General features: G+C 55.1%; 20 protein-coding genes. 9 read left to right on the top strand and 11 right to left on the bottom strand.

Features of this window, described 5'->3' with window-relative positions:
- The first annotated feature begins 8 nt into the window (after positions 1 to 8).
- Entirely contained in the window at positions 9 to 590 is a 582-nt protein-coding gene (gene phaR, locus IB237_RS20010; RefSeq protein WP_192490479.1) for a polyhydroxyalkanoate synthesis repressor PhaR, read from the top strand.
- Between the two features lie 58 nt (positions 591 to 648).
- On the opposite strand, the gene IB237_RS20005 is transcribed toward phaR, so the two are convergent.
- The gene (locus IB237_RS20005) at positions 649 to 1,968 is read right to left on the bottom strand and encodes an MFS transporter (protein ID WP_192490650.1); all 1,320 of its coding nucleotides are present in this window, start codon (positions 1,966 to 1,968) and stop codon (positions 649 to 651) included.
- Between the two features lie 158 nt (positions 1,969 to 2,126).
- Positions 2,127 to 6,884 carry an NAD-glutamate dehydrogenase gene (locus tag IB237_RS20000; RefSeq protein WP_192490478.1) on the bottom strand — a complete coding sequence of 1,586 codons (4,758 nt, stop codon included), beginning with the start codon at positions 6,882 to 6,884 and terminating at the stop codon, positions 2,127 to 2,129.
- Between the two features lie 546 nt (positions 6,885 to 7,430).
- On the opposite strand from IB237_RS20000, the gene IB237_RS19995 reads away from it, so the two are divergent.
- Positions 7,431 to 8,015, top strand: a complete 585-nt coding sequence (locus IB237_RS19995; RefSeq protein ID WP_192490477.1) for a CarD family transcriptional regulator — start codon at positions 7,431 to 7,433, stop codon at positions 8,013 to 8,015.
- 70 nt (positions 8,016 to 8,085) lie between these two features.
- Here the strand turns inward: IB237_RS19995 and IB237_RS19990 are convergent, their stop codons facing one another.
- Positions 8,086 to 8,634 (bottom strand): L,D-transpeptidase, encoded by a 549-nt coding sequence (locus tag IB237_RS19990; protein WP_246788125.1) that lies wholly within the window; start codon positions 8,632 to 8,634, stop codon positions 8,086 to 8,088.
- A 167-nt stretch (positions 8,635 to 8,801) separates the two neighbouring features.
- Here IB237_RS19990 and IB237_RS19985 point away from each other — a divergent pair, with 167 nt between their 5' ends.
- The 3 genes from IB237_RS19985 to IB237_RS19975 all read left to right on the top strand — a co-directional run bounded on the left by IB237_RS19985 (position 8,802) and on the right by IB237_RS19975 (position 13,252).
- The gene (locus tag IB237_RS19985; RefSeq protein WP_192490476.1) at positions 8,802 to 11,531 is read left to right on the top strand and encodes a DNA translocase FtsK; all 2,730 of its coding nucleotides are present in this window, start codon (positions 8,802 to 8,804) and stop codon (positions 11,529 to 11,531) included.
- A 101-nt stretch (positions 11,532 to 11,632) separates the two neighbouring features.
- Complete coding sequence (locus tag IB237_RS19980) at positions 11,633 to 12,313, top strand: outer membrane lipoprotein carrier protein LolA (RefSeq protein ID WP_246788124.1); 681 nt, start codon at positions 11,633 to 11,635, stop codon at positions 12,311 to 12,313.
- 135 nt (positions 12,314 to 12,448) lie between these two features.
- Positions 12,449 to 13,252: an exodeoxyribonuclease III gene (locus tag IB237_RS19975; protein ID WP_192490474.1), complete on the top strand. Its 804-nt coding sequence runs from the start codon at positions 12,449 to 12,451 to the stop codon at positions 13,250 to 13,252.
- Between the two features lie 29 nt (positions 13,253 to 13,281).
- Here the strand turns inward: IB237_RS19975 and IB237_RS19970 are convergent, their stop codons facing one another.
- The 3 genes from IB237_RS19970 to rplS form a co-directional block, all read right to left on the bottom strand.
- Complete coding sequence (locus IB237_RS19970; RefSeq protein ID WP_192490473.1) at positions 13,282 to 13,737, bottom strand: cyclic nucleotide-binding domain-containing protein; 456 nt, start codon at positions 13,735 to 13,737, stop codon at positions 13,282 to 13,284.
- Between the two features lie 167 nt (positions 13,738 to 13,904).
- A complete protein-coding gene (locus IB237_RS19965) occupies positions 13,905 to 14,588 on the bottom strand; it encodes a response regulator transcription factor (protein ID WP_192490472.1) in 684 nt (227 codons plus the stop codon).
- A 233-nt stretch (positions 14,589 to 14,821) separates the two neighbouring features.
- On the bottom strand, positions 14,822 to 15,361 hold the full coding sequence (gene rplS, locus IB237_RS19960) for a 50S ribosomal protein L19 (RefSeq protein ID WP_192490471.1): 540 nt from the start codon (positions 15,359 to 15,361) through the stop codon (positions 14,822 to 14,824).
- Between the two features lie 269 nt (positions 15,362 to 15,630).
- Between rplS and IB237_RS19955 the strand changes: the two genes are divergently transcribed.
- Positions 15,631 to 16,377 (top strand): sulfite exporter TauE/SafE family protein, encoded by a 747-nt coding sequence (locus IB237_RS19955; protein ID WP_192490470.1) that lies wholly within the window; start codon positions 15,631 to 15,633, stop codon positions 16,375 to 16,377.
- Here IB237_RS19955 and trmD read toward each other — a convergent pair.
- From trmD to ffh, 5 genes are all read right to left on the bottom strand, one after another.
- Positions 16,367 to 17,059 carry a tRNA (guanosine(37)-N1)-methyltransferase TrmD gene (gene trmD, locus IB237_RS19950; RefSeq protein WP_192490469.1) on the bottom strand — a complete coding sequence of 231 codons (693 nt, stop codon included), beginning with the start codon at positions 17,057 to 17,059 and terminating at the stop codon, positions 16,367 to 16,369. The genes IB237_RS19955 and trmD overlap by 11 nt on opposite strands.
- Position 17,060: 1 nt before the next feature.
- Complete coding sequence (gene rimM / locus IB237_RS19945; protein WP_192490468.1) at positions 17,061 to 17,633, bottom strand: ribosome maturation factor RimM; 573 nt, start codon at positions 17,631 to 17,633, stop codon at positions 17,061 to 17,063.
- A gap of 181 nt (positions 17,634 to 17,814) precedes the next feature.
- On the bottom strand, positions 17,815 to 18,192 hold the full coding sequence (gene rpsP / locus IB237_RS19940) for a 30S ribosomal protein S16 (RefSeq protein WP_192490467.1): 378 nt from the start codon (positions 18,190 to 18,192) through the stop codon (positions 17,815 to 17,817).
- Between the two features lie 33 nt (positions 18,193 to 18,225).
- Positions 18,226 to 18,543 carry a chorismate mutase gene (locus tag IB237_RS19935; RefSeq protein WP_192490466.1) on the bottom strand — a complete coding sequence of 106 codons (318 nt, stop codon included), beginning with the start codon at positions 18,541 to 18,543 and terminating at the stop codon, positions 18,226 to 18,228.
- 8 nt (positions 18,544 to 18,551) lie between these two features.
- On the bottom strand, positions 18,552 to 20,126 hold the full coding sequence (ffh, locus tag IB237_RS19930; protein ID WP_192490465.1) for a signal recognition particle protein: 1,575 nt from the start codon (positions 20,124 to 20,126) through the stop codon (positions 18,552 to 18,554).
- Between the two features lie 323 nt (positions 20,127 to 20,449).
- Here ffh and IB237_RS19925 point away from each other — a divergent pair, with 323 nt between their 5' ends.
- The 3 genes from IB237_RS19925 to mtaB all read left to right on the top strand — a co-directional run bounded on the left by IB237_RS19925 (position 20,450) and on the right by mtaB (position 23,876).
- Entirely contained in the window at positions 20,450 to 21,517 is a 1,068-nt protein-coding gene (locus tag IB237_RS19925; protein ID WP_192490464.1) for an MBL fold metallo-hydrolase, read from the top strand.
- Positions 21,518 to 21,687: 170 nt separating this feature from the next.
- Positions 21,688 to 22,605, top strand: coding sequence for a diaminopimelate epimerase (gene dapF, locus IB237_RS19920; protein WP_192490463.1), 918 nt, complete (start codon positions 21,688 to 21,690; stop codon positions 22,603 to 22,605).
- On the top strand, positions 22,602 to 23,876 hold the full coding sequence (gene mtaB, locus IB237_RS19915) for a tRNA (N(6)-L-threonylcarbamoyladenosine(37)-C(2))-methylthiotransferase MtaB (protein ID WP_192490462.1): 1,275 nt from the start codon (positions 22,602 to 22,604) through the stop codon (positions 23,874 to 23,876). The genes dapF and mtaB overlap by 4 nt, the downstream gene beginning before the upstream one ends.
- Positions 23,877 to 23,886: the final 10 nt, after the last annotated feature.

The raw sequence follows: 23,886 nt of genomic DNA, 5'->3' as shown, positions 1-23,886 counted from the left end.
AGGCGAGAATGGCGAAGCGCATCAGTGATGAGATAATCATCAAGAAATACGCCAATCGGCGTTTATACAATACCGGCACAAGCACCTATGTAACGCTTGACGATCTGGCCCAGATGGTCCGGCGGGAAGAGCAGTTCAAGGTTCTTGATGCTCGGACATCTCAAGACATTACCCACACCGTTCTGACGCAGATCATTTTCGAGCAGGAAGCGAAAACTGAAAATTCGCTGCTGCCCGTATCGTTCCTGCGCAAGCTGATTTCCTATTACGGCGATCAAATGCAGACGCTCGTTCCGGCATTCCTTGACCAGTCACTCCGGTCTTTTTCGGAACAGCAGGTACAGATTCGCGATCAGGTGAACCGCACTTTCGGTAACACACCGCTTGCCAAGGATATTCCGGTTCCGGCCGTGGATGAACAGGTGCGTCGCAATACAGAAAATTTTCGGCAGAACCTTCAGGCTTTTTCACCATTTCTGGCAACCAAACCAGCCAGCGATCGTGAACCAAGACTTGGTGCATCGGAAATCGATGATCTGAAAGCACAGTTGAAAGTTATCCAGCACCGTCTGGATCGCTTAGACCACTGAATAAGCGGCAATATGAGGCATTGGGAGGTGCCTCATATTCCTCATCCGCAGTTTCGTTTTAGTGGGCTGTTTTGATTGTGTCGGGAACGCGCAACATCAGTAGTAGCCCGGCTACCAAAAAGATCAGCAACGTCGCCATGCCAAGGTGCGCAGAGCCCGTGGCATAGGTTACGATTGAGAAAAGCAGGGTGGCCATGAAACTGGTGGCACGACCTGTAAGAGCATAGATGCCGAAATATCGGCCAGCTTCCGACAGCGCGACATTCCTTGCCAGATAGGAACGTGACGAGGCCTGTACCGGACCAAAGGCAAAACCAATCAGAATGCCGAACAGCAGATATGCCTTCTCGGCCCCCGTGGCGAAAATCCCGCCATTGTCGTCCTGCGACAATTGCAGCAGTCCAAACAGGGTCGAACCCCTTTCCGTTGAAACGATGCCCAGCGTTGCCACAAGCAGCAATATGAGGCTGATCAGGATGGTTGTTCGGGAGCCGATACGGCTATCGAGAGAGCTGGCAATCATGCATCCAAAAATCGCTACGACATTGAGGATGATGCCGTAAATGCCGATTTCCATGGTTGCCCAGCCGAACATGCCGGCGGCGAAAACCCCACCCAAGATCAGCAGTCCGTTTACGCCGTCCTGATAGATCATCCGTGCAATCAGAAAGCGGGTCAGGGAAGGTCTGTTGCGCAGTTCCTGCAAGGTGCCACGCAATTCGTAAATGCCTTCGCGGATCGCTGTTTTAAATGCCAGACCTTTGGGAGCATCTGGCGTAAACAGAAACATGGGTATGACAAAAATTAGATACCAGACGGCCGAGATGGGACCTGTTATCCGGGCGTCTTCGCCTTGTTGCGGATCGAGCCCGAATAGTGGCTGCACACCAATGATCGTGGTGCCTTTTTGTGGGTCGGCGGCCAGCAACGCCACCACGCCGATCAGAACAACCATGCCACCGAGATAACCCAGCCCCCAGGCGATATTCGAAAGCCTGCCGATTTCGCGTGAGGGTACCAGCCTCGGCATCATTGAATCGTTGAAGACGATTGAAAACTCTGCGGCAATCGAGGCGAGAATCATAAACAGCACTGGCCACAGGATGGGCGATCCGGGGGCAGCAAACCACAGCATGAACAGGCTGGCGATCTTGATTGTCGCAAAAAAGGCGATCCATGGTTTTCGCGCGCCGGACTGGTCGGCAATAGAACCGAGAACCGGCGACAGGATGGCAATAATGATCGACGAGATGGTCGCCGTATTGCTCCACATGGCCTGCGCGGAAACCGGGTCGCTTGTCAGGCGCGATACGAAATAGGGTCCGAAGATAAAGGTGGTGACAACCGTAAAAAAGGGCTGGGCTGCCCAGTCAAACATAATCCATCCGCGAATGCCGCGTTTGCTGACGGCTGTCTCAATCGAAGTCTCGGTCAAAGGCAGCCCCGTTTTAGCAAGGGATCAGATAACTGTACGTCTCTTCAGTACTGAAAGATGCCCGGCTCCGCCATGGCGTCGGAGCCGGGCATGGTTGTTTTTTAGACCTTGTCCTGCGCGATATCGGACAGCAGGCTGGCTGCCACCGTCAACCGTGCCAGATTAAGTTCACTGGTATCCGTCAGGCTGGAAAGTTCCGAGGCAATACGGTTCACGCGTACGCGGTCAGCCGCGTACCATGCCTGCACCGGATCTTTTTCCTTGGGATATGCAGTCAGCGCCGAGATGACGATGCGGCGGCGTGACGAGGCAATCAGGTCCTGTCCACGTGACAGGGCGAGGCTTTCGTAGTGGTCGCCGGTGATGATACGGCTGCTTGCTTCCAGCAGTCTTGTCACACGGAAGGTCGTCGACACGGAAGCATAGCTTTCTGCCGCACGCGTCAGCGTGGTGCCGGCACGTTCCGTGATCTGCATGATTTCCGGTGTGAAGACCAGATGTGCGAGGACGGAGAGTTCTTTCTCCAGTTCTGTCGGCACGCCGTTTTCTTCCAGAACATCCGCCGATGGCAAACGCTTGACGAGCAGCGGCTGCAGGCTCTTGATCGCATCCTTGAGACGGGCAATGTCATCGCCCATCGAGCGGTCATCCATTGTTTGGGTCTGCAGGAACAGCCGTGTCGCATCCAGGAAAATCTGCGAGACACGAGCATAGAGACCGTTCTGGATGTCGCCCGGCAGAGCATTGTCGAGCTTGTCGATTGCGTTCCACAACCGGTCAAGACCAAAACCGTCCTGCACGATGATTGCGGCTTTCACCACATCAGCGGCAAGCAAACCGCTGGCATCGCATAGTTTCTGCACAAAGCCCGGGCCGCCACGATTGACAACATCGTTGGCGAGTACCGTTGCGATGATTTCACGGCGCAGACGATGGGCTTCGATGTCGCCAGCGTAGTTCTTCTGCATTTTTGCCGGGAAGTAGGAAACCAGCAGATGCTGCAGATAGGTGTCGTCAGGCAGATTGCTGGCCACCAGCGTATCGAACAGTGTCAACTTGGCATAGGACAGCAGGACGCCGATTTCCGGACGGGTCAGCAGTTTTCCGGCGGTGTAACGCTCGGTGAACTCCGCGTCATTCGGCAGGGTTTCCACCTTGCGGTTCAGTTTGCCGGCCGCTTCCAGTGCGCTCATCAGGCGCCCCAGTTCTTCGCGGTTTTCCAGCCCCTTGCGTTCGGCAAGCGAGATGGCCAGCGATTGCAGGTAGTTGTTGCGCAGGACCAACGAGGCCACTTCACTGGTCATCGAAGACAGCAGTTGGTTGCGCTTGTTGATGGGCAGTCTGCCGTCCTTGACCGCCGGTGAAAGGGCGATCTTGATGTTCACCTCAACGTCAGAGGAGTTAACGCCGGCCGAGTTGTCGATGGCGTCAGAGTTGCATCGGCCACCGGTCAATGCATAGGCGATACGGCCCTTCTGGGTGACACCGAGGTTGGCGCCTTCACCGATTACCTTGGCAAGAACCTCGCCAGCATTGATGCGAATGGCATCATTGCTGCGGTCACCGACTTCAGTATTGGTTTCCGCGGCTGCCTTGATGTAGGTGCCGATACCGCCAAACCACATCAGGTCCACAGGCGATTTCAAGATCGCGGTCATGATTTCAGCCGGTGTTGCCACGGCCTTGTCGATGCCGATTGCCGCGACGGCTTCCGGTGTCAGCGTCACAGATTTTTCCGCACGCGAAATAATCATCGCACCTTTGGACAACGTGGCGCGATTGTAATCCTGCCAGCTGGAGCGCGGCAGATCGAACAGGCGCTTTCTTTCGGCGAAGGAAACATCGGTGTCCGGATTCGGATCGATAATGATGTCACGATGGTCGAATGCCGCGATCAAGCGGATTTTCTCCGACAGCAGCATGCCGTTGCCGAACACGTCACCGGACATGTCACCCACACCGGCAACGGTGAACGGTGTCGTCTGGATATCGATATTCATTTCACGGAAGTGGCGTTTCACCGTTTCCCATGCGCCGCGCGCGGTAATGCCCATCTTCTTATGGTCGTAACCGGCGGAACCACCCGAGGCAAAGGCGTCATCCAGCCAGAAACCGGCGTCCTGGGCCAGACCGTTTGCCGTATCGGAGAAGGTGGCCGTGCCCTTGTCGGCTGCCACCACAAAATACGGATCGTCACCATCAAGCCGCAGCGTATCGGCCGGTGCTATAATGTCGTCGCCTACAATATTGTCGGTGATGGACAGAAGCGTGCGGATATAGGTCTTGTAGGCTTCACGACCGGCGTTGAAGATTTCATCACGGCTGCCACCAACTGGCAGGGTCTTCGGGAAGAAGCCGCCCTTGGCACCAACCGGAACGATCACGGCGTTCTTGACCTGCTGTGCCTTGACCAGACCGAGAACTTCGGTGCGGTAATCCTGGCCGCGATCCGACCAGCGCAGACCACCGCGTGCGACTTTACCGAAGCGCAGGTGAACACCCTCGACTTCCGTGCCGTACACGAAGATTTCGCGGAACGGACGCGGGTCCGGCAGACCATCCAGCAATTGCGGATCGAACTTGAAGGCCAGCATTGCCTTTGGCGTGCCGTCTTCATTCTTCTGGAAATAGTTGGTGCGCAGTGTGGAATCGATGGCATTGACGTAGCGGCGCAATGTGCGGTCTTCATCAATGCTTGGCACCTGCGCCAAGCCGGTTTCGATGGCCTTGTGCAGTTCAGACAGTTTGCGCGGGCGGTTCTTTTCCGACAGCTTCGGATCGAAGCCGTGGCGGAACAGTTCAAAGATATCGCGGGCGATATGAGGATATTTGAACAGCGTCTCAGAAATGTGCTCCTGAGCGTAGACAATGCCGGTTTGGCGTAGGTAACGCGCATAGGCACGCAGAACGGAGACTTCGCGCACTGTCAGGCCGGTTGCCAGCACAAGGCGGTTGAAGTTGTCGTTGTCGACCTGGCCGCTGAAAGCAGCGAGAAATGCGTCTTCAAGTTGCTGGCCGTGCTTGTCGAGGTCAATCGTCATGCCGTTCTGAATGGAAAGCTCCATGTCATGCAGCACGATATGGCGGTTTTCGTCATCCTTGACGACACCGATGTCGAATGTGCGTTCGCTGATGACGCTGAAGCCAAGGTTTTCCAGCAAAGGCACGCGGCGTGACAGCGGCAGGTGGCCGTCGCGATGGAAGATCTTCAGGGACAGACGTTCCTGCCCTTCGCCGGCTGCACGATAGAACTCGATACGAATCGCATCACCTGCCGCGCAGGCGATGATATCGGTCATATCTCCAAAGGCTTCCTCCGGTGTGAAGGCTTCCTTATAGGCCTGATCGACATCCAGTGTCGGTGCACCGGCTTCACCCAGCGCGTCGAAATGGTCGATCCAGCGGGCTGCGATATCGCTGACGGCCTCTTCCAGCTTGTCCTGGGCAATGCGTGGGGTCTTGCCGTCGGTCCGGCCAATAATAAAGTGAACGCGTGCCACCGCACCTTCCGGGAAGGCCGGATAATAAGCGGAAACGTGGCCTTCATAGACCTGGCTGAGATAGGCACCGATCTTTTCGCGAACCAGCGAATTGTATTCCTCACGTGGTACGAACACGATGACCGATACAAAACGGTCAAAACGGTCAATACGCGGCAGGACACGCACGCGCGGTCTGTCGATGAGATCCATGATCTGTTCGCTGAAACGAACCATCACATCGTTTTCGATCTGGAACAGATCGTCACGTGGGTAAGATTCCAGCGTGTTCTGCAGAATGCGGCCCGAGTGGCTGTTCTGATCGAAACCGAAATGCCGTTCGACCGCTGCCGCTTTGGCGCGCAGAAGCGGAATGTGTTTGACCTGGCGGGTGTAGGCGGTTGCGGTAAACAGGCCGACGATGCGCAGTTCACCAATGACATTGCCGTCAGCATCGAAACGCTTCACGCCGATATAGTCCATATAGGCGCGGCGGTGCACAACGGATTTTACGTTGGCCTTGGTGATGATCAGGAAATCCGGGCCATCAAGGAACGCCAGAATTTCTGGCGTCGTTGTTACGGCATCTTTGCCGAGGCGCAGCACACGCACGTCGGGATTGGTCAGAATGCCGAGGCCGGTTTCATCGCCGCGTTCAACCTTGGCATGTTTGCCCTTGCCGGAATAGGTATAGTCGCGCATGCCAAGGAAAGTGAAGTTGTTGTCACGCAGCCATTCAAGGAAAGCGACAGCCTCTGTGCGCTCGGCCTTGCGGCGGTCCGAACCTCGCTCTGCCAACTCGTTGATGGCCGTGTCGAGTTTGGCCAGCATCGGCTTCCAGTCGTTGGAAGCGGAATGAACCTGTTCAAGGATGGTTTGCAGCCGTTCAATGAGATTGGCTGCTGCATGAGCGGCAATCGGTGCGATATGCAGTTGGATTAGACTGATACTGTCTGCAGGGTCGCTATCGCCTGCCGCCAGATGATAATTGTCGCTGGCCTTCTTGTCAGCCACGAGAATAGGGTGAACCGCCAGATAGAGATCGCGGTGGTTGCTGGTGACTTCCCCCATGATGGAATCATAAAGGAACGGCATGTTGCGATCGATGACCGTCAGAATGCAGACAGGAACGCCCTTTGGCGAAACGCCATCAATCTGGCTGATGTCGACATGCGGTTTCTTGCCGTTCCATTTGGCTAACTCATTATGGGTATGGGCTGCGGTTGCTGCCAACATGGCGGCAGAATAGTTTTCAAGGTCGTCTGCACTTGCACGCCCATAAAGAAGAGCGGTGTCGAGGAATGGCTTCTTCAGTGATTTCGCAACCTCACTGGCCTGAGAGAGCTGTTTTTCTTTCTTGGGATTGTTCCTGTAGACCATGTGTTCCCCCGTGCGGACGACGAATCCAATACAGTTTTGCGATTTTTTGGGCCTCTTGCCCTTCGAATCGCGATCATGGACGCTAAATATGAATAGTTTTGAGGCGGAATCTCGCAAAAATGTCCAAAAACTGAAAATTTGTTTGTAAGGGCGTCCGAATCTCTTTAGGCCGGAAAAATCATCACTGTGGACAGTGTGAAATTAACGGCCAAGCCACCTTATTGCCACCAAAAGCGTGGCCGCTTCGCCACGATTGAAGCAAATTATTGATTTCCACGTATTTTTGTGATACACCAAAAGAACTGATCCACTTAGTGGCATTTTGCGTGCCCGAAACCGCCACGAAAGCAAATATCATTTTGCACGTTGTCTCCGTGACATAGTCTAGTTTTATGTTATCGAATCTACGATTGCGATGGTGTTTTTTTATGCGTGCTGGATTGGATCAGTATGGAGTCACCTGACGGTTTCCCCCGTCTCATACGGGCCTGACCGACCCGAACCCGGAGAAAACTCCGGGTGTGTAACAGGGAGTTTTTAGAACGAATGACGACCCAGCAGAAGAAATCTCCGGCGCGCCACGGATTCAAGACCGGCGAAGCGATTGTATATCCCGCTCATGGAGTCGGCACCATTTCCGCTATTGAAGAGCAGGAAGTGGCTGGCATGAAGCTTGAGCTTTTTGTCATCGACTTCGAAAAGGATAAGATGCGCCTTAAGGTTCCTGTTGCCAAAGCTGTAAGCATTGGCATGCGCAAACTTTCCGAGACTGATTTCGTTGAGCGTGCGCTGAAGGTTGTTCAAGGCAAGGCGAAGGTAAAGCGGACCATGTGGTCCCGCCGTGCCCAGGAATACGATGCCAAGATCAACTCAGGCGATCTGATCGCTATCGCAGAAGTGGTTCGCGACCTGTACCGCGCTGAAAATCAGCCGGAACAGTCCTATTCCGAGCGCCAGCTTTATGAAGCCGCACTTGACCGCATGGCACGCGAAATCGCTGCCGTTAACAAGATGTCGGAAACAGAAGCTGTCCGTCTGGTTGAAACCAACCTCAACAAGGGACCAAAGCGCGGCAAAGTCGTTGAAGAAGACGAAAGCGACGCAGACGATTCCCAGGAAGAAGCTGCATAATCCCAGCTTTTTCAGTCTTTAAAAAAGCCCGTCAGTGATGGCGGGTTTTTTTTACGTCTGTATCCCGGCCCTAGATAACCTTGAGCGTCATGCCTTTGCGCAGATGTGGCAGTAACCGTTGCATGTCACGCAGGCTAAGCCCGATGCAGCCAGCCGTTGGCTGATATCCGGGCCGGATGAGGTGGAAAAATATAGCCGATCCGCGATTGCGACTGCGTGTCGAAATATTCCAGTCCAAAACGATGCAGATATCGTAGAGACCATCCTGCCGCATCAATTCTTCATGGCTGGCCTTGAAGGGCGCAGAGACCGGCCGGTTATAAGAGGCATGGTCGGGTGCGTCACACCACAGCATGGTTTTGTGGACCCGTTTCAGGTTCAAAGGCGAGCGGACATTTTTAAGACGGTCGCCGCGGATGAAGCCGTGCAGAATGCGCATGCTGGCAATGGGTGTTTTGCCGTCGCCTTCTTTTTTCAGGACGGTGCGACCGTTGCGGCCGATAGCGGCCGGGAATGTCAGACCACCATATTGTAAAAGTGCCCGGCTTTTTTGGCCGGGAGCTGGTCGCACGACAAGACAGTTGGAGTAGTTGTGCATTTCGCCGCGTGGTTTTGCCATCGATTTCCTGATTTACCCCACTTCCAGAGATCGCTGTCATATCAAATATTCCATGGTTAATGCGGCGTTAACCCTCCATCAGATATTTTGACCTGTCATCTGGAATTGTGTCTATGGGCGTCCTTGCCTGTGGGACTGCGAATTTACGGGTTCAGGACATGGGAAAAATGAATTCTCCGGCTTGGGACGACGGTCCGCATCGCTTTGCGCTAAGCGCATTTCTGATGCGTCAGATCATTGCGCTTGCTGGTTTCACTGTTTTTATCGCGCTTGCGCTGGCTGTTGCCGCTCTGGCGACGTGGAACGTTTCTGATCCGAGCTTGTCATACGCAACATCGAATCAACCGACCAACATTCTCGGTTATAGCGGTGCGGCCTTTGCCGATCTTCTGATGCAGTTCTTCGGCCTGTCGGCAATCGTCAGTTTGCTGCCGATACTGGCGTGGTCATTCTGCATGATCTCGGGTCGACGGCTGCGGCGTATTTCGGCGCGGGTTGCCGCCTGGCTTGGTGGTGCATTCGTGTCTGCCGCTGCGATTGGCTGTTTTACCGCACCCGCCACCTGGCCGCTGCCGAATGGCATTGGCGGGGTGATCGGTGACATGATCCTGCGTTTTCCAGCCCTGTTCATCGGTGCGTACCCTACCGGTACCTTCGCCATGATCATCGGTTGCATTTTTGCTGTACCGGCGACGTGGATGCTGTTGTTTGCCTCAGGCATCATTACCGGTGCGCAGGCCGATGAAGATGAAGAAGACGAAAAGCCTGCCGTAGTCTCGGCCAGCAAGGCGCGCAGCTTGCGTGACATGGAAGAAGACGATGAGGATGATGGCGAAAGTTTCCTCTACCGTATTCTGCCAATCGGCGCTGCTGCCCACTACTGGTACATTACGCAGGCGCGGGCACGCCGCATTTTCGGCATCAAACCACGTGCGTCTTTCCGCAATGATTTCGAGCAGCCTTATGACTTCAACGACGAAGACGATGATCTTGTCGCGGATGAAGCACCCGCCCGTCATATCCCGGCGCAACCAGCCCGCATAACGCAGCGCACCGAACCTTCGTTCGAGCAGCGTGCAGAAGCGCGTGCACAGTCCGAACGTCGCGTCGTTGCGCCGCCGCCAATCTCGATTGGTGATGAAGAGGATGACGAGCCACCATTTGATGTCGATGAACGCCGTCTTCCTGCAGGTATCCTGTCTGCGGATGACGATGATGATGATCTCGACATGCAGGCAGAAAACTTCGTGGCAGGTACACCACGCCCGGCCAATGGTCAGAAAAACCCGTTGCGTGTAACGCCGCAGGTTACGCGTCCGCAGCCAAGTGCGCGGGTCATGCGTGAGGCACAGGCATCTTTTATCGATCCTGATGGCTTCCAGCTTCCCTCGGTTCATCTTCTGGCAGAGCCAAAGGGTGTGGTGCGTGACCATACGCTCAGCGAAGAAATGCTCGAGCAGAATGCCCGCATGCTGGAAGGTGTTTTGGAAGACTTTGGCGTTAAGGGTGAAATCATCCATGTCCGCCCGGGTCCTGTTGTTACGCTTTATGAACTGGAGCCTGCGCCAGGTATCAAATCGTCGCGTGTTATCGGCCTTGCCGACGATATTGCCCGCTCAATGAGTGCGATCGCAGCGCGTGTCGCCGTGGTCCCCGGCCGGAATGCCATCGGTATCGAATTGCCGAACCACAGCCGTGAAACGGTTTATCTGCGCGAACTGATCGGCAGCCGTGATTTCGAGGGCAGCAAGGCAAAGCTCGCCATGTCGCTCGGCAAGACCATTGGCGGTGAACCTGTTATCGCCGACCTTGCCAAGATGCCTCACCTGCTGGTGGCTGGTACGACCGGTTCGGGTAAGTCTGTTGCCATCAACACCATGATCCTGTCCTTGCTCTACCGTTTGTCCCCAGAGCAGTGCCGTCTGATCATGATTGACCCGAAGATGTTGGAATTGTCTGTCTACGACGGTATTCCGCACCTGCTGTCGCCGGTGGTGACCGATCCTAAGAAAGCCGTTGTCGCGCTCAAGTGGACCGTGCGCGAGATGGAAGAACGTTACAAGAAGATGTCGAAGATCGGTGTGCGTAACATCGATGGCTTCAACTCGCGTGTTCAGCAGGCGCTGGACAAGGGTGAAGTGTTGACACGTACAGTTCAGACGGGCTTTGACCGCCAGACCGGCGAAGCGATCTATGAAACGGAAGAGTTCGATCTCAAGCCGATCCCCTATATCGTTGTGATCATCGACGAAATGGCCGACCTGATGATGGTCGCTGGCAAGGACATTGAAGGCGCCGTACAGCGTCTGGCACAGATGGCCCGTGCTGCTGGTATCCACGTTATCATGGCAACACAGCGCCCATCTGTTGACGTTATTACCGGTACGATCAAGGCCAACTTCCCTACCCGTATCTCCTTCCAGGTCACGTCGAAAATCGACAGTCGCACGATCCTTGGAGAGCAGGGCGCCGAGCAACTTCTTGGCATGGGTGACATGCTTTACATGGCGGGCGGCGGACGTATCCAGCGTGTTCACGGTCCTTTCGTATCGGACAATGAAGTCGAGGAAATCGTTGCCTATCTGAAGACACAGGGTGCACCGGAATATCTCGAAGCCATCACCATCGATGAAGATGAAGACGGTGGTGCCGGTGGTGGACCTGCCGGAACCAGCAACCTTGCGGATTCGGAAGATCCTTACGATCAGGCCGTTGCCGTGGTTCTGCGGGATGGCAAGGCATCGACGTCCTACATCCAGCGTCGTCTTGGTATCGGTTATAACCGCGCTGCTTCACTGATCGAACGTATGGAAAAGGAAGGCGTCATCGGTCCGGCGAACCATGCCGGCAAGCGCGAAATTCTCGTGCCGACGGAAGCCGACATCATCGAGCGATAAATCTGCGCAACCCCTTGGGCAGCATGAACGTTTGTTAACCTGAAACGTCATGAAGCTGCCGCCTTTTCAAGGCATTTGGGTGAGCGATGAAGGAGAATAGTATGAACGAAATCACACCGGTCCGTGACACGAATGAAGGCCTGGAACAATCGGGCGTTACACGTCGTGGATTGTTGTCAGCCGTTTCCATGGCGGGTGTGTTTGCCGCAGTCGGGCTTTCGCCGGTTGCTGCTTTGGCGCAGGCCCCGGCCAACGCAACCGCCCAGAAGATTGCCAATCACTTTTCCTCCGTCAAAACCATGATGGGTGAATTTGTGCAGTTTGGTCCGCGTGGCGAACAGACCGGTGGCAAGTTTTACATCGAGCGGCCTGGCAAATTGCGCTTCAATTATGAAGACCCATCGCCAATGCGTGTTATCTCTGATGGCAACAATGTCGTCATCGGCAATATGAAGCTGAAGACCTGGGATATTTACCCGCTGTCCAAGACACCACTCAGCCTGCTTTTGTCCAACAAGATCGACCTGTCCAACGACAAGGTCAAGAACGTCAAGGAAGAGCCAGACCTCACCACCATCGTGCTTGGTGACAAGAGCATTTTTGGTGAAGCAACAATTACATTGATGTTTGACCCGAAAACCTTCGATCTGCGCCAATGGACGACCACTGACACCCAGAACAAGGACACCACGGTGATGATCTTTAATGTTCAGACCGGTGTCGACTTCGACAAGCGTGTGTTCAACATCAATTACGATGAAGTGCGTCGCCGCGGCAAATAAGCTGCTGGCGGTTTTGCACTGTTGCACGGAAAGGCGGCTTTAGGCCGCCTTTTTTGTTCAGGTTTCCGGTTCGATAGTGTAAGCCTGCCGCAAGGGTTACTGGCATTGCCAGTGCATGGGAACGCGGAGCAATTCATGACATTTTCGATAACCACCTGGAACATCAATTCCGTGCGGTTGCGCATGCCGATCGTTGAACAGTTTCTTGTCCGTTACCAGCCCGATGTTCTATGCCTTCAGGAAACGAAATGTCCCAATGGTGAGTTTCCTCTGAAGCCGCTCAAGGCGCTTGGATATGAACATGTGATGATCCACGGCCAAAAGGGCTACCACGGCGTGGCGATTGCCTCCAAGCTGCCGCTGAGCGAAGATCACCGTCAAGACTATTGTGGCGTGGGTGATGCCCGTCATGTCTCAGCAATCGTTGAAGCCGGTTCACGTCGGATTCGCGTTCATAATTTTTATGTGCCGGCTGGTGGCGATGAGCCGGATCGCAGCATCAACCCGAAATTCGGTCACAAGCTGGATTTTATCGAGGAGATGAAGGTGCTGAAGTCCAATTCCGGTCCGGGACTTTCGTCCATTCTGGTCGGTGATCTGAACATCGCGCCACTGGAGAATGACGTCTGGTCACACAAGCAGCTTTTGAAGATCGTCAGCCACACACCTGTCGAAACCGAAGGGTTGCTGGATGTGATGAAGAAAGGCGACTGGCTGGACCTGATGCGCCTTAACGTACCGGACAGCGAAAAGATCTACACGTGGTGGAGTTACCGTGCCAAGGAATGGGATGTGGCCAACCGTGGCCGTCGTCTGGACCATATCTGGTCATCTCCGGATCTTGGCCCATCGCTGAACAAGATCGAGATCCTGCGCGAAGCACGCGGCTGGAACCGGCCGTCCGACCACGTTCCGGTGACGGCCCATTTCAAGTTTTGAGCATAGTGTCGGCTGACTGAGCGGTTTTGTCAGTTAAAACGGTGCTGCATGGCCGCCGCACCTGATGCCAGCGATGCGAGGTTATCGCGAATACGTGCGATAACCATGTCGGCCACATCAGGATATTCTTCGACCAGACGGTGGAAGAGGGTGCGGGTTATCCTGATAACCTCTGAATCTTCTGCTGCTACGGCCGTAAATTTACGTTCACACAGCGTAAACAGTGCGAGTTCCGACAGAAGCGTGCCTTCACCCGACCGTGTTGCCAGAACAGGCTTTCCGCCACGCCCCATGTTGGACAGTTCAAACAATCCCTTGATCACCAGAAAAGCGCATTCGGCCGGTGAGTTTTCGCGAAACAGCAACTGACCCGTCGACACCCGTCGACGCTCGGCACCAAAGGCGATCAGCCGCAACTGATCTTCGCTGAGGCCCGCAAACAGTGGGACCTGCGAAAGCAGCCGAATGTCTTCCATCAATGCCATAACCTGCTCCGCAATGCGTTGCGTTTTTTAAAGAAATATTGCTCGCATCAAAACACCAAAACGCAGTGCATTTCCAGCCCGAGAAAGGTATGGAAACGCACTGTCATATCGTTTTCCTGCGCTTGTAGTGCGATCTGATGTGTCGGTCGCACTTCCGAACGCAAAGTTCAGGGAACGATCTTGTAGCCGCCGTTTTCGGTAATGAGGATTTCGGCGTTGGAAGGATCGCGTTCAATCTTCTGGCGCAGGCGGTAGACGTGTGTTTCCAAAGTATGAGTGGTCACACCGGAGTTATAGCCCCAGACCTCTTCTAGCAGAACGTCGCGGGTAACAACCGCATTTCCGGCTCTGTAAAGATAACGGATGATCGCCGCTTCTTTTTCTGTCAGGCGGATCTTCTTGTTGTCTTCCGTCGTCAGAAGCTTCTGGCTGGGCTTGAATTGGTAAGGACCAACGGTAAAGACGGCGTCTTCACTCTGCTCGTACTGGCGCAATTGTGCGCGGATGCGCGCCAGCAGCACCGCAAAGCGGAACGGTTTGGTGACGTAGTCGTTGGCGCCAGCCTCGAGACCGAGGATTGTATCGGAATCGGTGTCATGGCCTGTCAGCATGATGATTGGCGCCTTGAAGCCGCCCTTGCGCATCAATTTGACCGCTTCACGCCCATCCATGTCAGGCAGGCCGACATCCATGATCAGCAAGTCAACCTGCGCGTCTTTGACCGTCTGGATGGCCTTGGCAGCGTTTGCGCCCGTCAGCAGCGAGAACTCCTCATAGGGCGACAACTGCTCGCTCAGCGTCTCACGCAGGTCATCATCGTCGTCAACAAGAAGGATTGTTCGAGCCGTCATGCGTTGCTTGCCTTTTGTTTCAATAACTTGTTTGCGGTTCGAACTCATATTTAGTGCTCAGAACGCAGGATAAAAGGCAAAAAAGCGTGATAATAGGCGATTAGTGCCTCCCGTCATGATTTTCGGGGTATTTTCGTGCTCAAAGCACCTCGTTAGCGCAAATAAAAAAGGCCGCCCCGTTTCCGGTGCGGCCTTCCGATATCCAGAACGAGGCCGAGGCCTCATTCGAAATCTTATTCAGCAGCTGCTTCTGCTGCCTTTGCTGCTTCTTCCGCAGCCTTTGCTTCAGCGGCGTCTGCTGCTGCCTTTTCGGCGGCCAGAGCCTGTGCTGCTGCAACCTTTTCAGCTTCCAGACGTGCCTTTTCTTCGGCAATTGCCTGACGCTCAGCGTCGTTCAGCTTGCGAGCGCGTGTACCAGTGTTTTCAATGATACGTGCAGACTTACCGCGACGGTCGCGCAGGTAGTACAGCTTCGCGCGACGAACCTTACCGCGACGAACAACTTCAACGCCTTCAACCAGCGGAGAGTACATCGGGAATACGCGCTCAACGCCTTCGCCGTAGGAGATCTTGCGAACTGTGAAGCTCTCATTGATGCCACCGCCGGAACGGGCGATAACGACGCCTTCGTAAGCCTGTACGCGTGTACGGGTACCTTCCGTAACGCGTACATTAACGCGAACGGTGTCACCTGGGGAGAACTCAGGCAGGGTGCGCTTGGCAGCAATCTTGGCGGCCTGTTCGGCTTCCAGCTGTTCGATAATGTTAGTCATATTAACCTCTGATTTCTTCTGAAACAGCCAGAGCGCTCAACGTAGTCCTCTTGGATCAAAGCCTTGAGGGTTTGCCTTGCGGCAGGAGCGAATTCACCATTCTTTGCTTGCGGTTAAGGGATATTTCCCATTTCCACGGGCGCACATACAGCAAAGTGGCGCATTTGTCATCCCATTAAACGCAATATTTATCACCAAAGGCCGGTTCAGCATGGATTGCGAGGCCCAAAAGCACGCTATATGGCATGCCCATTCCCGGGAGAGGTTCCATGTCGATCTTTATGGCAGTTCTTTTATTTGCGACAGGGCTTTTTGCCGGCATAGCCAATGCCATTGCCGGTGGTGGCACGTTTTTGACATTTGGTGCCATGACACTGGCTGGCATCACGCCTATCTCGGCCAATGCTACATCCGCGATCGTCCAGTTTCCAGGCTATGTCACCTCGGCCATCGCCTACCTCCCGGAAATCAGGCGTCATTGGCGCGAGGCCGTTGTGTTGTGCATCGTCTCAGTGATTGGCGCATTGATGGGTGCGCTTCTCTTGCTGTCGCTGGACAACAGTTCCTTCCGGCAACTGGTGCCCTGGCTGTTGCTTGCTGCAACCGTGCTTTTTGCCGCTGGTCCGTGGCTGAGACCCAAATCCAGCACGGAGCGTTCGGCGGGTAACCTGTCCAGTGTGCTGTGTCAGGGATTGGTGTCCATCTACGGCGGCTTTTTCAGCGCCGGTCTTGGCATCATGATGTTGGCCGTCCTCGGCCTGACGACGGGTGGCAGCTATCACTACATGAACGCGTTGAAAAACCTGCTGTCGGTCGTCGTTGCCTTTATCGCAATTGTTGTTTTTGTCAGCGGAGGCGTTGTCTCATGGATGGCGGCGCTGGTGATGATCCCGGGTGCTGCGATCGGCGGATATGTCGGCGTTCATATCGCAAGACGTGTGCCGCAATGGCTGGTGCGCCTGCTTGTCGTTGCCGTCGGAACCATGCTGATAGGGTATTATTTCTTCACGCTTTGAGTGTCTTAGGCAGAAGATCAGGCCGACGTTCGCGTGTCAGGGCGAGTGCCTGTTCGCGTCGCCATTTTTCAATGACAGCGTGGTTTCCGGAGGTCAGAACAGCGGGAATATCGCGCTCTTCCCAAACCTGAGGACGGGTATAGTGCGGGTGTTCCAACAGGCCGCCCTCGAAACTCTCATGCACGCCAGAGAGGTCGTTGCCCATCACGCCTGGCAGGATACGCACCACCGCATCCAGAAGCGTTAGCGCTGCCGGTTCACCGCCGGACAGGATGTAATCGCCAATGCAGACCTCTTCGAGATTGCGGGCATCGATGACGCGCTGGTCGATGCCTTCAAAGCGACCGCAAACGATAATGGCGCCTTCTGCCTCGGCCAGTTGGCGCACGCGCTCCTGTGTTAGAGGTTTGCCGCGTGGGCTCATCAACAGACGTGGTCTGTTATCATCCTGCGAGACGTGATCAATGGCCCGTGCCAGAACGTCCGGCTTCAACACCATTCCGGCACCACCGCCTGCGGGCGTGTCATCCACGCTGCGATGTTTGTCTGTTGCAAATTCGCGGATCTGCACCGTTTCCAACGACCACTGTTCACGCTCAAGCGCCTTGCCAGCGAGTGAGTAGCCCAAATGTCCCGGAAACATTTCCGGGTAGAGTGTCAGGACGGTGGCCTTGAAAGTCATGTTATTTCTTCTTGCCGAAAACCGGATGGTCAGGATCGTCCTTGCCATCATCGGGGTTATCGATCAGTCCGGCGGCCATCGGGTCAATGAGGATCTTGCCAGCTTCGAGATCGATTTCCAGAACCGCCGCTTCCGAGAAAGGAATAAGGGCAGGGCGTCTTCCCGCACCTTTCAACTCCAAAAGGTCGCCAGCGCCAAAGTCATGAACGGCGGTGACCGAACCATAGCTCTTGCCATCGGCGTCAACGGCTTCAAGCCCTTCCAGATCGGTGTAGAAAAACTCGTCATCATCAAGTTCGTCGTCAGGCAGATTTTCCCGATCGATGAAAAGCTCAAGACCGTTCAGGGCTTCTGCCGCATTGCGGTCGTTGATGCCACGGAACCTGACGATTACCACCGTCTTGTTCTCGCGCATTTCGAGAATTTCGAAAACACGTCCGTCAGCCGCTACGAGGTTGCCGTAATCGCCGAGCGCCATAGCGTCGTCTGTATAGGAGCTGACGCGCACTTCACCGCGCAGGCCTTGCGCCGCGCCGATCTTGGCCATCAGAATCGGGTTTTCCAGCTTTGCCATGGGCTCGTCCGTTGGAGAATGTTGATGAAGATGCTTGTAAAAGCATGCATTCCAAATTGAAACAAAAAATGCCTGAAACCCGGCCGGTTGCGCTTTTAAAACGTCGATGGCTCAAGTTTTTCAAAACAAAAACGGGCAGCATGAACCATGCCACCCGCTTTTTGATGCATAAATGCCGGACTTATTCGGCAGCAGAAGCTTCTGCAGCAGCAGCAGCGGCGTCTTCAGCCTTCTGCTTCTTCTCAGCAATACGCTCCAGAGCCTTCTTGCCTGGCTTTGCCTTGTCTGGGTTGCTGCGTGTTGCACGCTCAGCAATGCCAGCTTCGTTCAGGAAGCGCAGAACGCGGTCGGTTGGCTGTGCGCCCTTTTCGAGCCAGGTCTTCACCAGGTCAGCGTTCAGTTCGATGCGCAGTGGGTTGTCCTTGGCCAGCATTGGGTTCCAGGAACCAACCTTTTCGAGGAAACGGCCGTCGCGTGGCGAACGAGCGTCAGCAACTACGATCTGGTAGTAAGGGCGCTTCTTGGAACCACCGCGTGCGAGACGAATTTTAAGTGTCATGTCATTTACTCCTTGAGATGTCGTGTCCGCCTATCAGGCGGTCTTTTCGTTGCTGCCATGTTCGGCAGCGATTGCTTCATGATGCCGGATGACTTCCTTGATGATGAAGTTCAAGAACTTCTCGGCGAAATCCGGATCCAGATTGGCATCCTTTGCCAGACGGCGAAGGCGTTCGATCTGGTATTCTTCGCGCGCCGGATCTGCCGGCGGCAATTCGTACTTGGCTTTCAGGACACCGACTGCCTTGGTGCAGCGGAACCGTTCAGCCAGAACATGGACCAGTGCCGCATCGATGTTGTCGATGGACTGGCGGTATTCTGCGAGCTGGGCTTTCACTTCAGAATTGGTCATGATCGCACTCACTTCTTCTTCGGAAAGCCGGGTAGGCCGGGAATTCCACCAAGGCCGGGCAATCCACCGCCGCCCAGACCGGGAAGTCCGCCTGGCAGGCCACCGAGGCCTGGCATTGCACCTGGTTTGGTCAGTCCTGCGGCTTCGGCCTGCTTCTGCAAGGCTTCAAGCTGCTTGGGGTCCATGTTGGCGAGATCAGGCATGCCGCCCATTCCACCCATGCCGCCAAGGCCCATCTTACCTGCAAGGCCGCCCATCATCTGCTTCATGATGCCGCCCTTGCCTTTACCGCCCATGGCTTTCATCATATCGGCCATGCCGCGATGCATCTTGAGCAGCTTGTTTATTTCGGCGGCATCCGTGCCGGAACCGGCAGCGATACGCTTTTTGCGGCTATGCTTGAGCATATCAGGATTGGCACGCTCAGCCTTGGTCATCGAGGAGATAATGGCGATCTGGCGGTCGAACATCTTGTCGTTCAGACCGGCCGAAGCCATCTTGTCCTTCATGCCTGCCATGCCGGGCATCAGACCCATTATGCCGCCCATGCCGCCCATCTTTTTCATCTGGGCAAGCTGGTCAGCAAGGTCGTTAAGGTCGAATTTGCCCTTGGCCATTTTTTCGGCCATGGCGCGGGCTTTTTCGGCGTCGATGTTCTCAGCGGCTTTTTCAACCAGCGAAACAATGTCGCCCATGCCGAGAATACGGTCTGCGATACGGCGTGGATGGAATTCATCCAGTTCGCCCATACGCTCGCCCGTACCAATCAGCTTGATCGGCTTGCCGGTAACAGCGCGCATCGAAAGGGCTGCACCGCCGCGGCCATCACCGTCCATACGGGTCAGGACAAGGCCGGTGATGCCAACGCGCTCATCGAAATTGCGGGCAAGATTGACGGCGTCCTGACCGGTCAAGCTGTCGGCAACCAACAGGATTTCATGCGGATTGGACTTCTTCTTGATATCGGCCATTTCCAACATCAACGGTTCGTCGATGTGGGTACGGCCAGCCGTATCGAGGATGACGACGTCATGGCCGCCAAGTTTCGCAGCCTGAACGGCGCGTGCGGCGATATCTGTCGGGGACTGTCCGGCGATGACAGGCAGGGTGTCGATGCCGGTCTGTACGCCAAGCTGGCGCAGCTGTTCCTGGGCGGCCGGACGACGCGTGTCGAGAGATGCCATCAGCACCTTCTTCTTCTCACGATCGGTCAGGCGCTTGGCGATCTTACCGGTGGTGGTTGTCTTACCAGAACCCTGCAGACCCACCATCATGATAACAACAGGGGCCGGAGCATGAAGGTCGATTGAAACACCTTCGGAACCCAGCATTTCAACCAGTTCGTCGTGAACGATCTTCACAACCATCTGGCCGGGCTTGATGGACTTCAGAACGGAAGCGCCAACTGCCTTTTCACGCACCTTGTCCGTGAAGGAACGTACGACTTCCAGCGCCACGTCGGCTTCCAAAAGCGCGCGGCGAACCTCGCGCAGGGCAGCCGATACATCGGCTTCCGACAGCGCGCCACGGCCGGTCAGTCCATTCAGAATGGAACCAAGGCGGTCCTGGAGGTTTTCAAACATCGTTTCTTCCTTCTTCGTTCCGGGGTTTCCGAAACGTCGGTGCTTTTGCTGTCAAAAACAAGACGCAAAGCCAAAAAGCACCCGAGGGCGCGACGCGCTGTCGGGTGTTGACCTCCGGGATCTCTTTATACCTTTTCGGGTCCCGGTCGGTGGCTTGGAGTCTTGAAACTGCCAGCTAATCGGTGCGGATAAACAGGAAAGTAATGGGAAAGTCAAGGCTCTCAGCTGTTTTAGAGGCCTTTGGCAATAACTCCCGGCAATGTGATGGCAAAGCGAGGTCTCGTCACATTGAATACAGCCGGTGCCGTGGCTATATCATCGCGATGAAACGTCGCAACCTTTTTCGATTGTCAGCTCTGGCCGCGCTTGCTGCGGGTGGTGTTTTTGCCGCCACCAAGTCGAAGGCGGCTGGTTATTATCACGGTCCGGTTTCCGATCACTTTGACGGAACACGTTTTTTCAACCCCGGTGGTGAACCTCCGGGGAATTTTTTTGATCTTTTGAAATGGCGCACCAACGGTGCAAAGGCCACTTGGCCGGAGGATTATCCCAGCCCTTACCCGACCGCAAAACCGGACCAGCGGGTCAATGGCGCCGATTTGCGCATTACCTTTGTCGGTCACGCGTCTTTCCTGATCCAGACGGCCGGCCTGAACATCCTGGCTGATCCGGTGTGGTCGCAGCGGACGAGCCCTTTTTCCTTCGCCGGCCCGAAGCGGGTCAATCCGCCGGGTATCGTGTTCGAGGATCTTCCGCCAATCGACATCGTTCTTGTGACACATAATCATTACGACCATCTCGATATCGAGACCTTGAAGCGATTGCAGGCTGCCCATAAACCAACCTTCATTACGCCACTGGGCAATGACAGCATTATCCTGCCCGATGTGCCTGATGCGAAGATAGAGGTTGGTGATTGGGGCGATGTGATCACCGCTGGTAACGGCGTTAAAATTCACGTGGAGCCATGCCATCATTGGTCTGCGCGTGGCTTGAATGATCGGCGCATGGCGCTCTGGGCGGCGTTTGTCATCGAGACACCGGGCGGTAAAATATATCACATTGGCGATACTGGTTCCTTTCAGGGCAACAACTATCGGGCTGTGAAGGAAAAACATGGCGCGTTTCGCCTGGCAAACCTGCCGTTTGGTGCCTACGAACCACGCTGGTTCATGAAGGGGCAACACCAGAACCCGGCAGAGGCGGTGGAGGGCATGGTGCTGTGTGATGCGCGGCATGTCTGCGGTCATCACTGGGGTACCGTTCAGCTGACTGATGAGGCGATTGATGCACCGGTGTTTGCGCTTCAACTGGCGCTCAATGAAAAAGGGCTGGAGCACAGCCGTTTCCGACCGATGCGTCCCGGTGAGGTTTTTGACGTTCCTGTGTGAGTGGCCTTTTCAGGATTAGGGCCAACCACTGTTCGCAGCCATGGTCATACGCGGCTGACGCATGCCATGCATGTTGGCTCAAGGCTGGTAATTTGCTGCACTTTCCGCCATATAGGGCAAAATAAGCCTGATCTCTGTGACGGGCATTTTCTCTATCAGGTACACGAGCTATGGCGCACACGGTCGAATTTGCGAAGATGAATGGACTTGGAAACAAGATCCTGGTTGTCGATATGCGCGGCCGTACTGACAATGTCACGCCGGAAGCTGCGATTGCGCTGAATGCGGATACAGCCACGCAGTTCGATCAGATCATGGCGATCCATGACCCCAAACTTGCCGGTACCGACGCTTATATCGATATTCTCAACTGTGATGGCACCAAGGCGCAGGCATGTGGCAATGGTACGCGCTGTGTGGTGCAGGCGCTGTCGTCCGAAACAGGTAAAAAGACCTTCACCTTCCAGACTGTTGCCGGCATCCTGAATGCCGTCGAACACGAGGATGGCATGATTTCCGTCGACATGGGCAAGCCCCGGTTTGGCTGGCAGGAAATTCCTCTGTCTGAGGAGTTTCATGATACCAGCCGCATCGAATTGCAGATCGGGCCGATCGACAATCCCATCCTGCATTCGCCGGCTGTGATGTCGATGGGCAATCCACATGCTATCTTCTGGGTTGATCGTGATCCGATGGATTTTGATCTGGAACGTTTCGGTCCACTGCTTGAGAACCATCCGATGTTTCCGGAAAAGGCCAATATAACGTTGGCGCAGGTCACGTCAGACGCATCACTGCGCACCCGCACATGGGAGCGTGGTGCAGGCTTGACGCTTGCCTGCGGTTCTGCCGCCTGTGCAGCCGGCGTCAGCGCGGCACGCACGGGAAGAACCGGGCGTACCGTGACCATCGATGTTGCCTCAAGCCCGATCCGTGTGCCGCTGACCATCGAATGGCGCGATGATGACCATGTCATCATGACTGGTCCTGCCGAATGGGAATGGTCCGGTGCCGTTGATCCGCAGAATGGCACTTGGCGGCGCGATGAAGCCAGTGAGACATCGTCCAGTGAGGCTTCAGTAAAATGAGCGGCGTCGAGGTCATTACCTTCGGCTGTCGTCTCAATACCTATGAATCGGAAGTGATGAAGGCCGAGGCGGAAAAAGCCGGGCTCAACAATGCCGTTTTGGTCAATACCTGTGCCGTGACGGGCGAGGCTGTGCGTCAGGCGCGCCAGGCCATTCGGCGCGTGCGCCGCGACAATCCGCACGCCCGCATCATTGTCACAGGTTGTGCTGCACAGACCGAGAAGCTGACCTTTGCTGACATGCCGGAGGTGGATGCCGTGCTCGGTAATGAGGAAAAGCTGAAAAGCGCTTCCTACCGCGCCCTTCCGGATTTTGGTGTGTCTGCGGAAGAAAAACTGCGCGTCAACGATATCATGAGCATCAAGGCGACAGCGCCGCAGATGGTCAAACATATTGACGGGCACGTTCGCGCGTTTATTCAGGTACAGAATGGCTGTGATCATCGCTGCACCTTTTGTATCATTCCCTATGGTCGCGGTAATTCTCGCTCGGTGCCGATGGGTGCTGTGGTGGAGCAGGCTCGCAAACTGACCGAAAGCGGTTACTGCGAAATCGTGCTGACCGGGGTGGATGCCACAAGTTATGGTGCCGATCTGCCGGGTGAACCTTCGCTTGGTTATCTCGCCAAGACCTTGCTGAAACAGGTGCCGGATATCTTGCGCTTGCGGCTGTCTTCTATCGACAGCATAGAAGCAGACAAACATTTGATGGATCTGATCGCCGATGAGCCACGGTTCATGCCGCATCTGCATCTCTCGCTGCAGCATGGCGACGACATGATCCTGAAACGTATGAAGCGCCGTCATCTGCGCGCTGATGCCATTCGTTTCTGCAACGAGGTAAGGGCTCTTCGGCCTGATATTGCGTTTGGCGCTGACATGATCGCCGGTTTCCCCACGGAAACCGAAGATATGTTCGAAAATGCTGCCACACTTGCGGAAGAGTGCGGCATTTCCAATCTGCATATTTTTCCCTACAGTCCGCGTGCCGGAACACCCGCAGCGCGCATGCCGCAGCTTGACCGTGGTCTGGTGAAAGAGCGTGCGGCAAGACTGCGTGAGCGGGGTGAGGCGCTAAAACTTCGTCATCTGCAAAATATGGTTGGCAGCGCGCAGACTATTCTGGTTGAAAACAACGGTTTTGCGCATACCGATAATTTTACGCTGGTTGCAGCCCCATCGCTTGAGCCGCGCACTCTTGCGCGTGTTACGATTACCGGTCACAACGGCAAGCACCTTACAATGGAACTTCTGGCTGCAAACGCGGCCTGAGAAAAAGATA

Origin of the sequence: Agrobacterium sp. AGB01 (assembly GCF_014851585.1) — a bacterium.
In the GTDB taxonomy this organism is placed as follows: domain Bacteria; phylum Pseudomonadota; class Alphaproteobacteria; order Rhizobiales; family Rhizobiaceae; genus Agrobacterium.
This window is presented reverse-complemented; position numbering and strand designations above follow the sequence as displayed.

What these genes read in the sequence shown, in the direction of transcription:
- rimM (WP_192490468.1), bottom strand. Translation starts at nt 17,633, where the DNA reads ATGGCAAAGCTGGAAAACCCGATTCTGATGGCCAAGATCGGCGCGGCG.
- IB237_RS19975 (WP_192490474.1), top strand. Translation starts at nt 12,449, where the DNA reads ATGACATTTTCGATAACCACCTGGAACATCAATTCCGTGCGGTTGCGC.
- trmD (WP_192490469.1), bottom strand. Translation starts at nt 17,059, where the DNA reads ATGACTTTCAAGGCCACCGTCCTGACACTCTACCCGGAAATGTTTCCG.
- IB237_RS19980 (WP_246788124.1), top strand. Translation starts at nt 11,633, where the DNA reads ATGAACGAAATCACACCGGTCCGTGACACGAATGAAGGCCTGGAACAA.
- ffh (WP_192490465.1), bottom strand. Translation starts at nt 20,126, where the DNA reads ATGTTTGAAAACCTCCAGGACCGCCTTGGTTCCATTCTGAATGGACTG.
- IB237_RS19985 (WP_192490476.1), top strand. Translation starts at nt 8,802, where the DNA reads ATGAATTCTCCGGCTTGGGACGACGGTCCGCATCGCTTTGCGCTAAGC.
- IB237_RS19990 (WP_246788125.1), bottom strand. Translation starts at nt 8,634, where the DNA reads ATGGCAAAACCACGCGGCGAAATGCACAACTACTCCAACTGTCTTGTC.
- IB237_RS19995 (WP_192490477.1), top strand. Translation starts at nt 7,431, where the DNA reads ATGACGACCCAGCAGAAGAAATCTCCGGCGCGCCACGGATTCAAGACC.
- mtaB (WP_192490462.1), top strand. Translation starts at nt 22,602, where the DNA reads ATGAGCGGCGTCGAGGTCATTACCTTCGGCTGTCGTCTCAATACCTAT.
- rplS (WP_192490471.1), bottom strand. Translation starts at nt 15,361, where the DNA reads ATGACTAACATTATCGAACAGCTGGAAGCCGAACAGGCCGCCAAGATT.
- IB237_RS19955 (WP_192490470.1), top strand. Translation starts at nt 15,631, where the DNA reads ATGTCGATCTTTATGGCAGTTCTTTTATTTGCGACAGGGCTTTTTGCC.
- IB237_RS19970 (WP_192490473.1), bottom strand. Translation starts at nt 13,737, where the DNA reads ATGGCATTGATGGAAGACATTCGGCTGCTTTCGCAGGTCCCACTGTTT.
- IB237_RS20005 (WP_192490650.1), bottom strand. Translation starts at nt 1,968, where the DNA reads ATGTTTGACTGGGCAGCCCAGCCCTTTTTTACGGTTGTCACCACCTTT.
- IB237_RS20000 (WP_192490478.1), bottom strand. Translation starts at nt 6,884, where the DNA reads ATGGTCTACAGGAACAATCCCAAGAAAGAAAAACAGCTCTCTCAGGCC.
- rpsP (WP_192490467.1), bottom strand. Translation starts at nt 18,192, where the DNA reads ATGACACTTAAAATTCGTCTCGCACGCGGTGGTTCCAAGAAGCGCCCT.
- IB237_RS19925 (WP_192490464.1), top strand. Translation starts at nt 20,450, where the DNA reads ATGAAACGTCGCAACCTTTTTCGATTGTCAGCTCTGGCCGCGCTTGCT.
- dapF (WP_192490463.1), top strand. Translation starts at nt 21,688, where the DNA reads ATGGCGCACACGGTCGAATTTGCGAAGATGAATGGACTTGGAAACAAG.
- phaR (WP_192490479.1), top strand. Translation starts at nt 9, where the DNA reads ATGGCGAAGCGCATCAGTGATGAGATAATCATCAAGAAATACGCCAAT.
- IB237_RS19935 (WP_192490466.1), bottom strand. Translation starts at nt 18,543, where the DNA reads ATGACCAATTCTGAAGTGAAAGCCCAGCTCGCAGAATACCGCCAGTCC.
- IB237_RS19965 (WP_192490472.1), bottom strand. Translation starts at nt 14,588, where the DNA reads ATGACGGCTCGAACAATCCTTCTTGTTGACGACGATGATGACCTGCGT.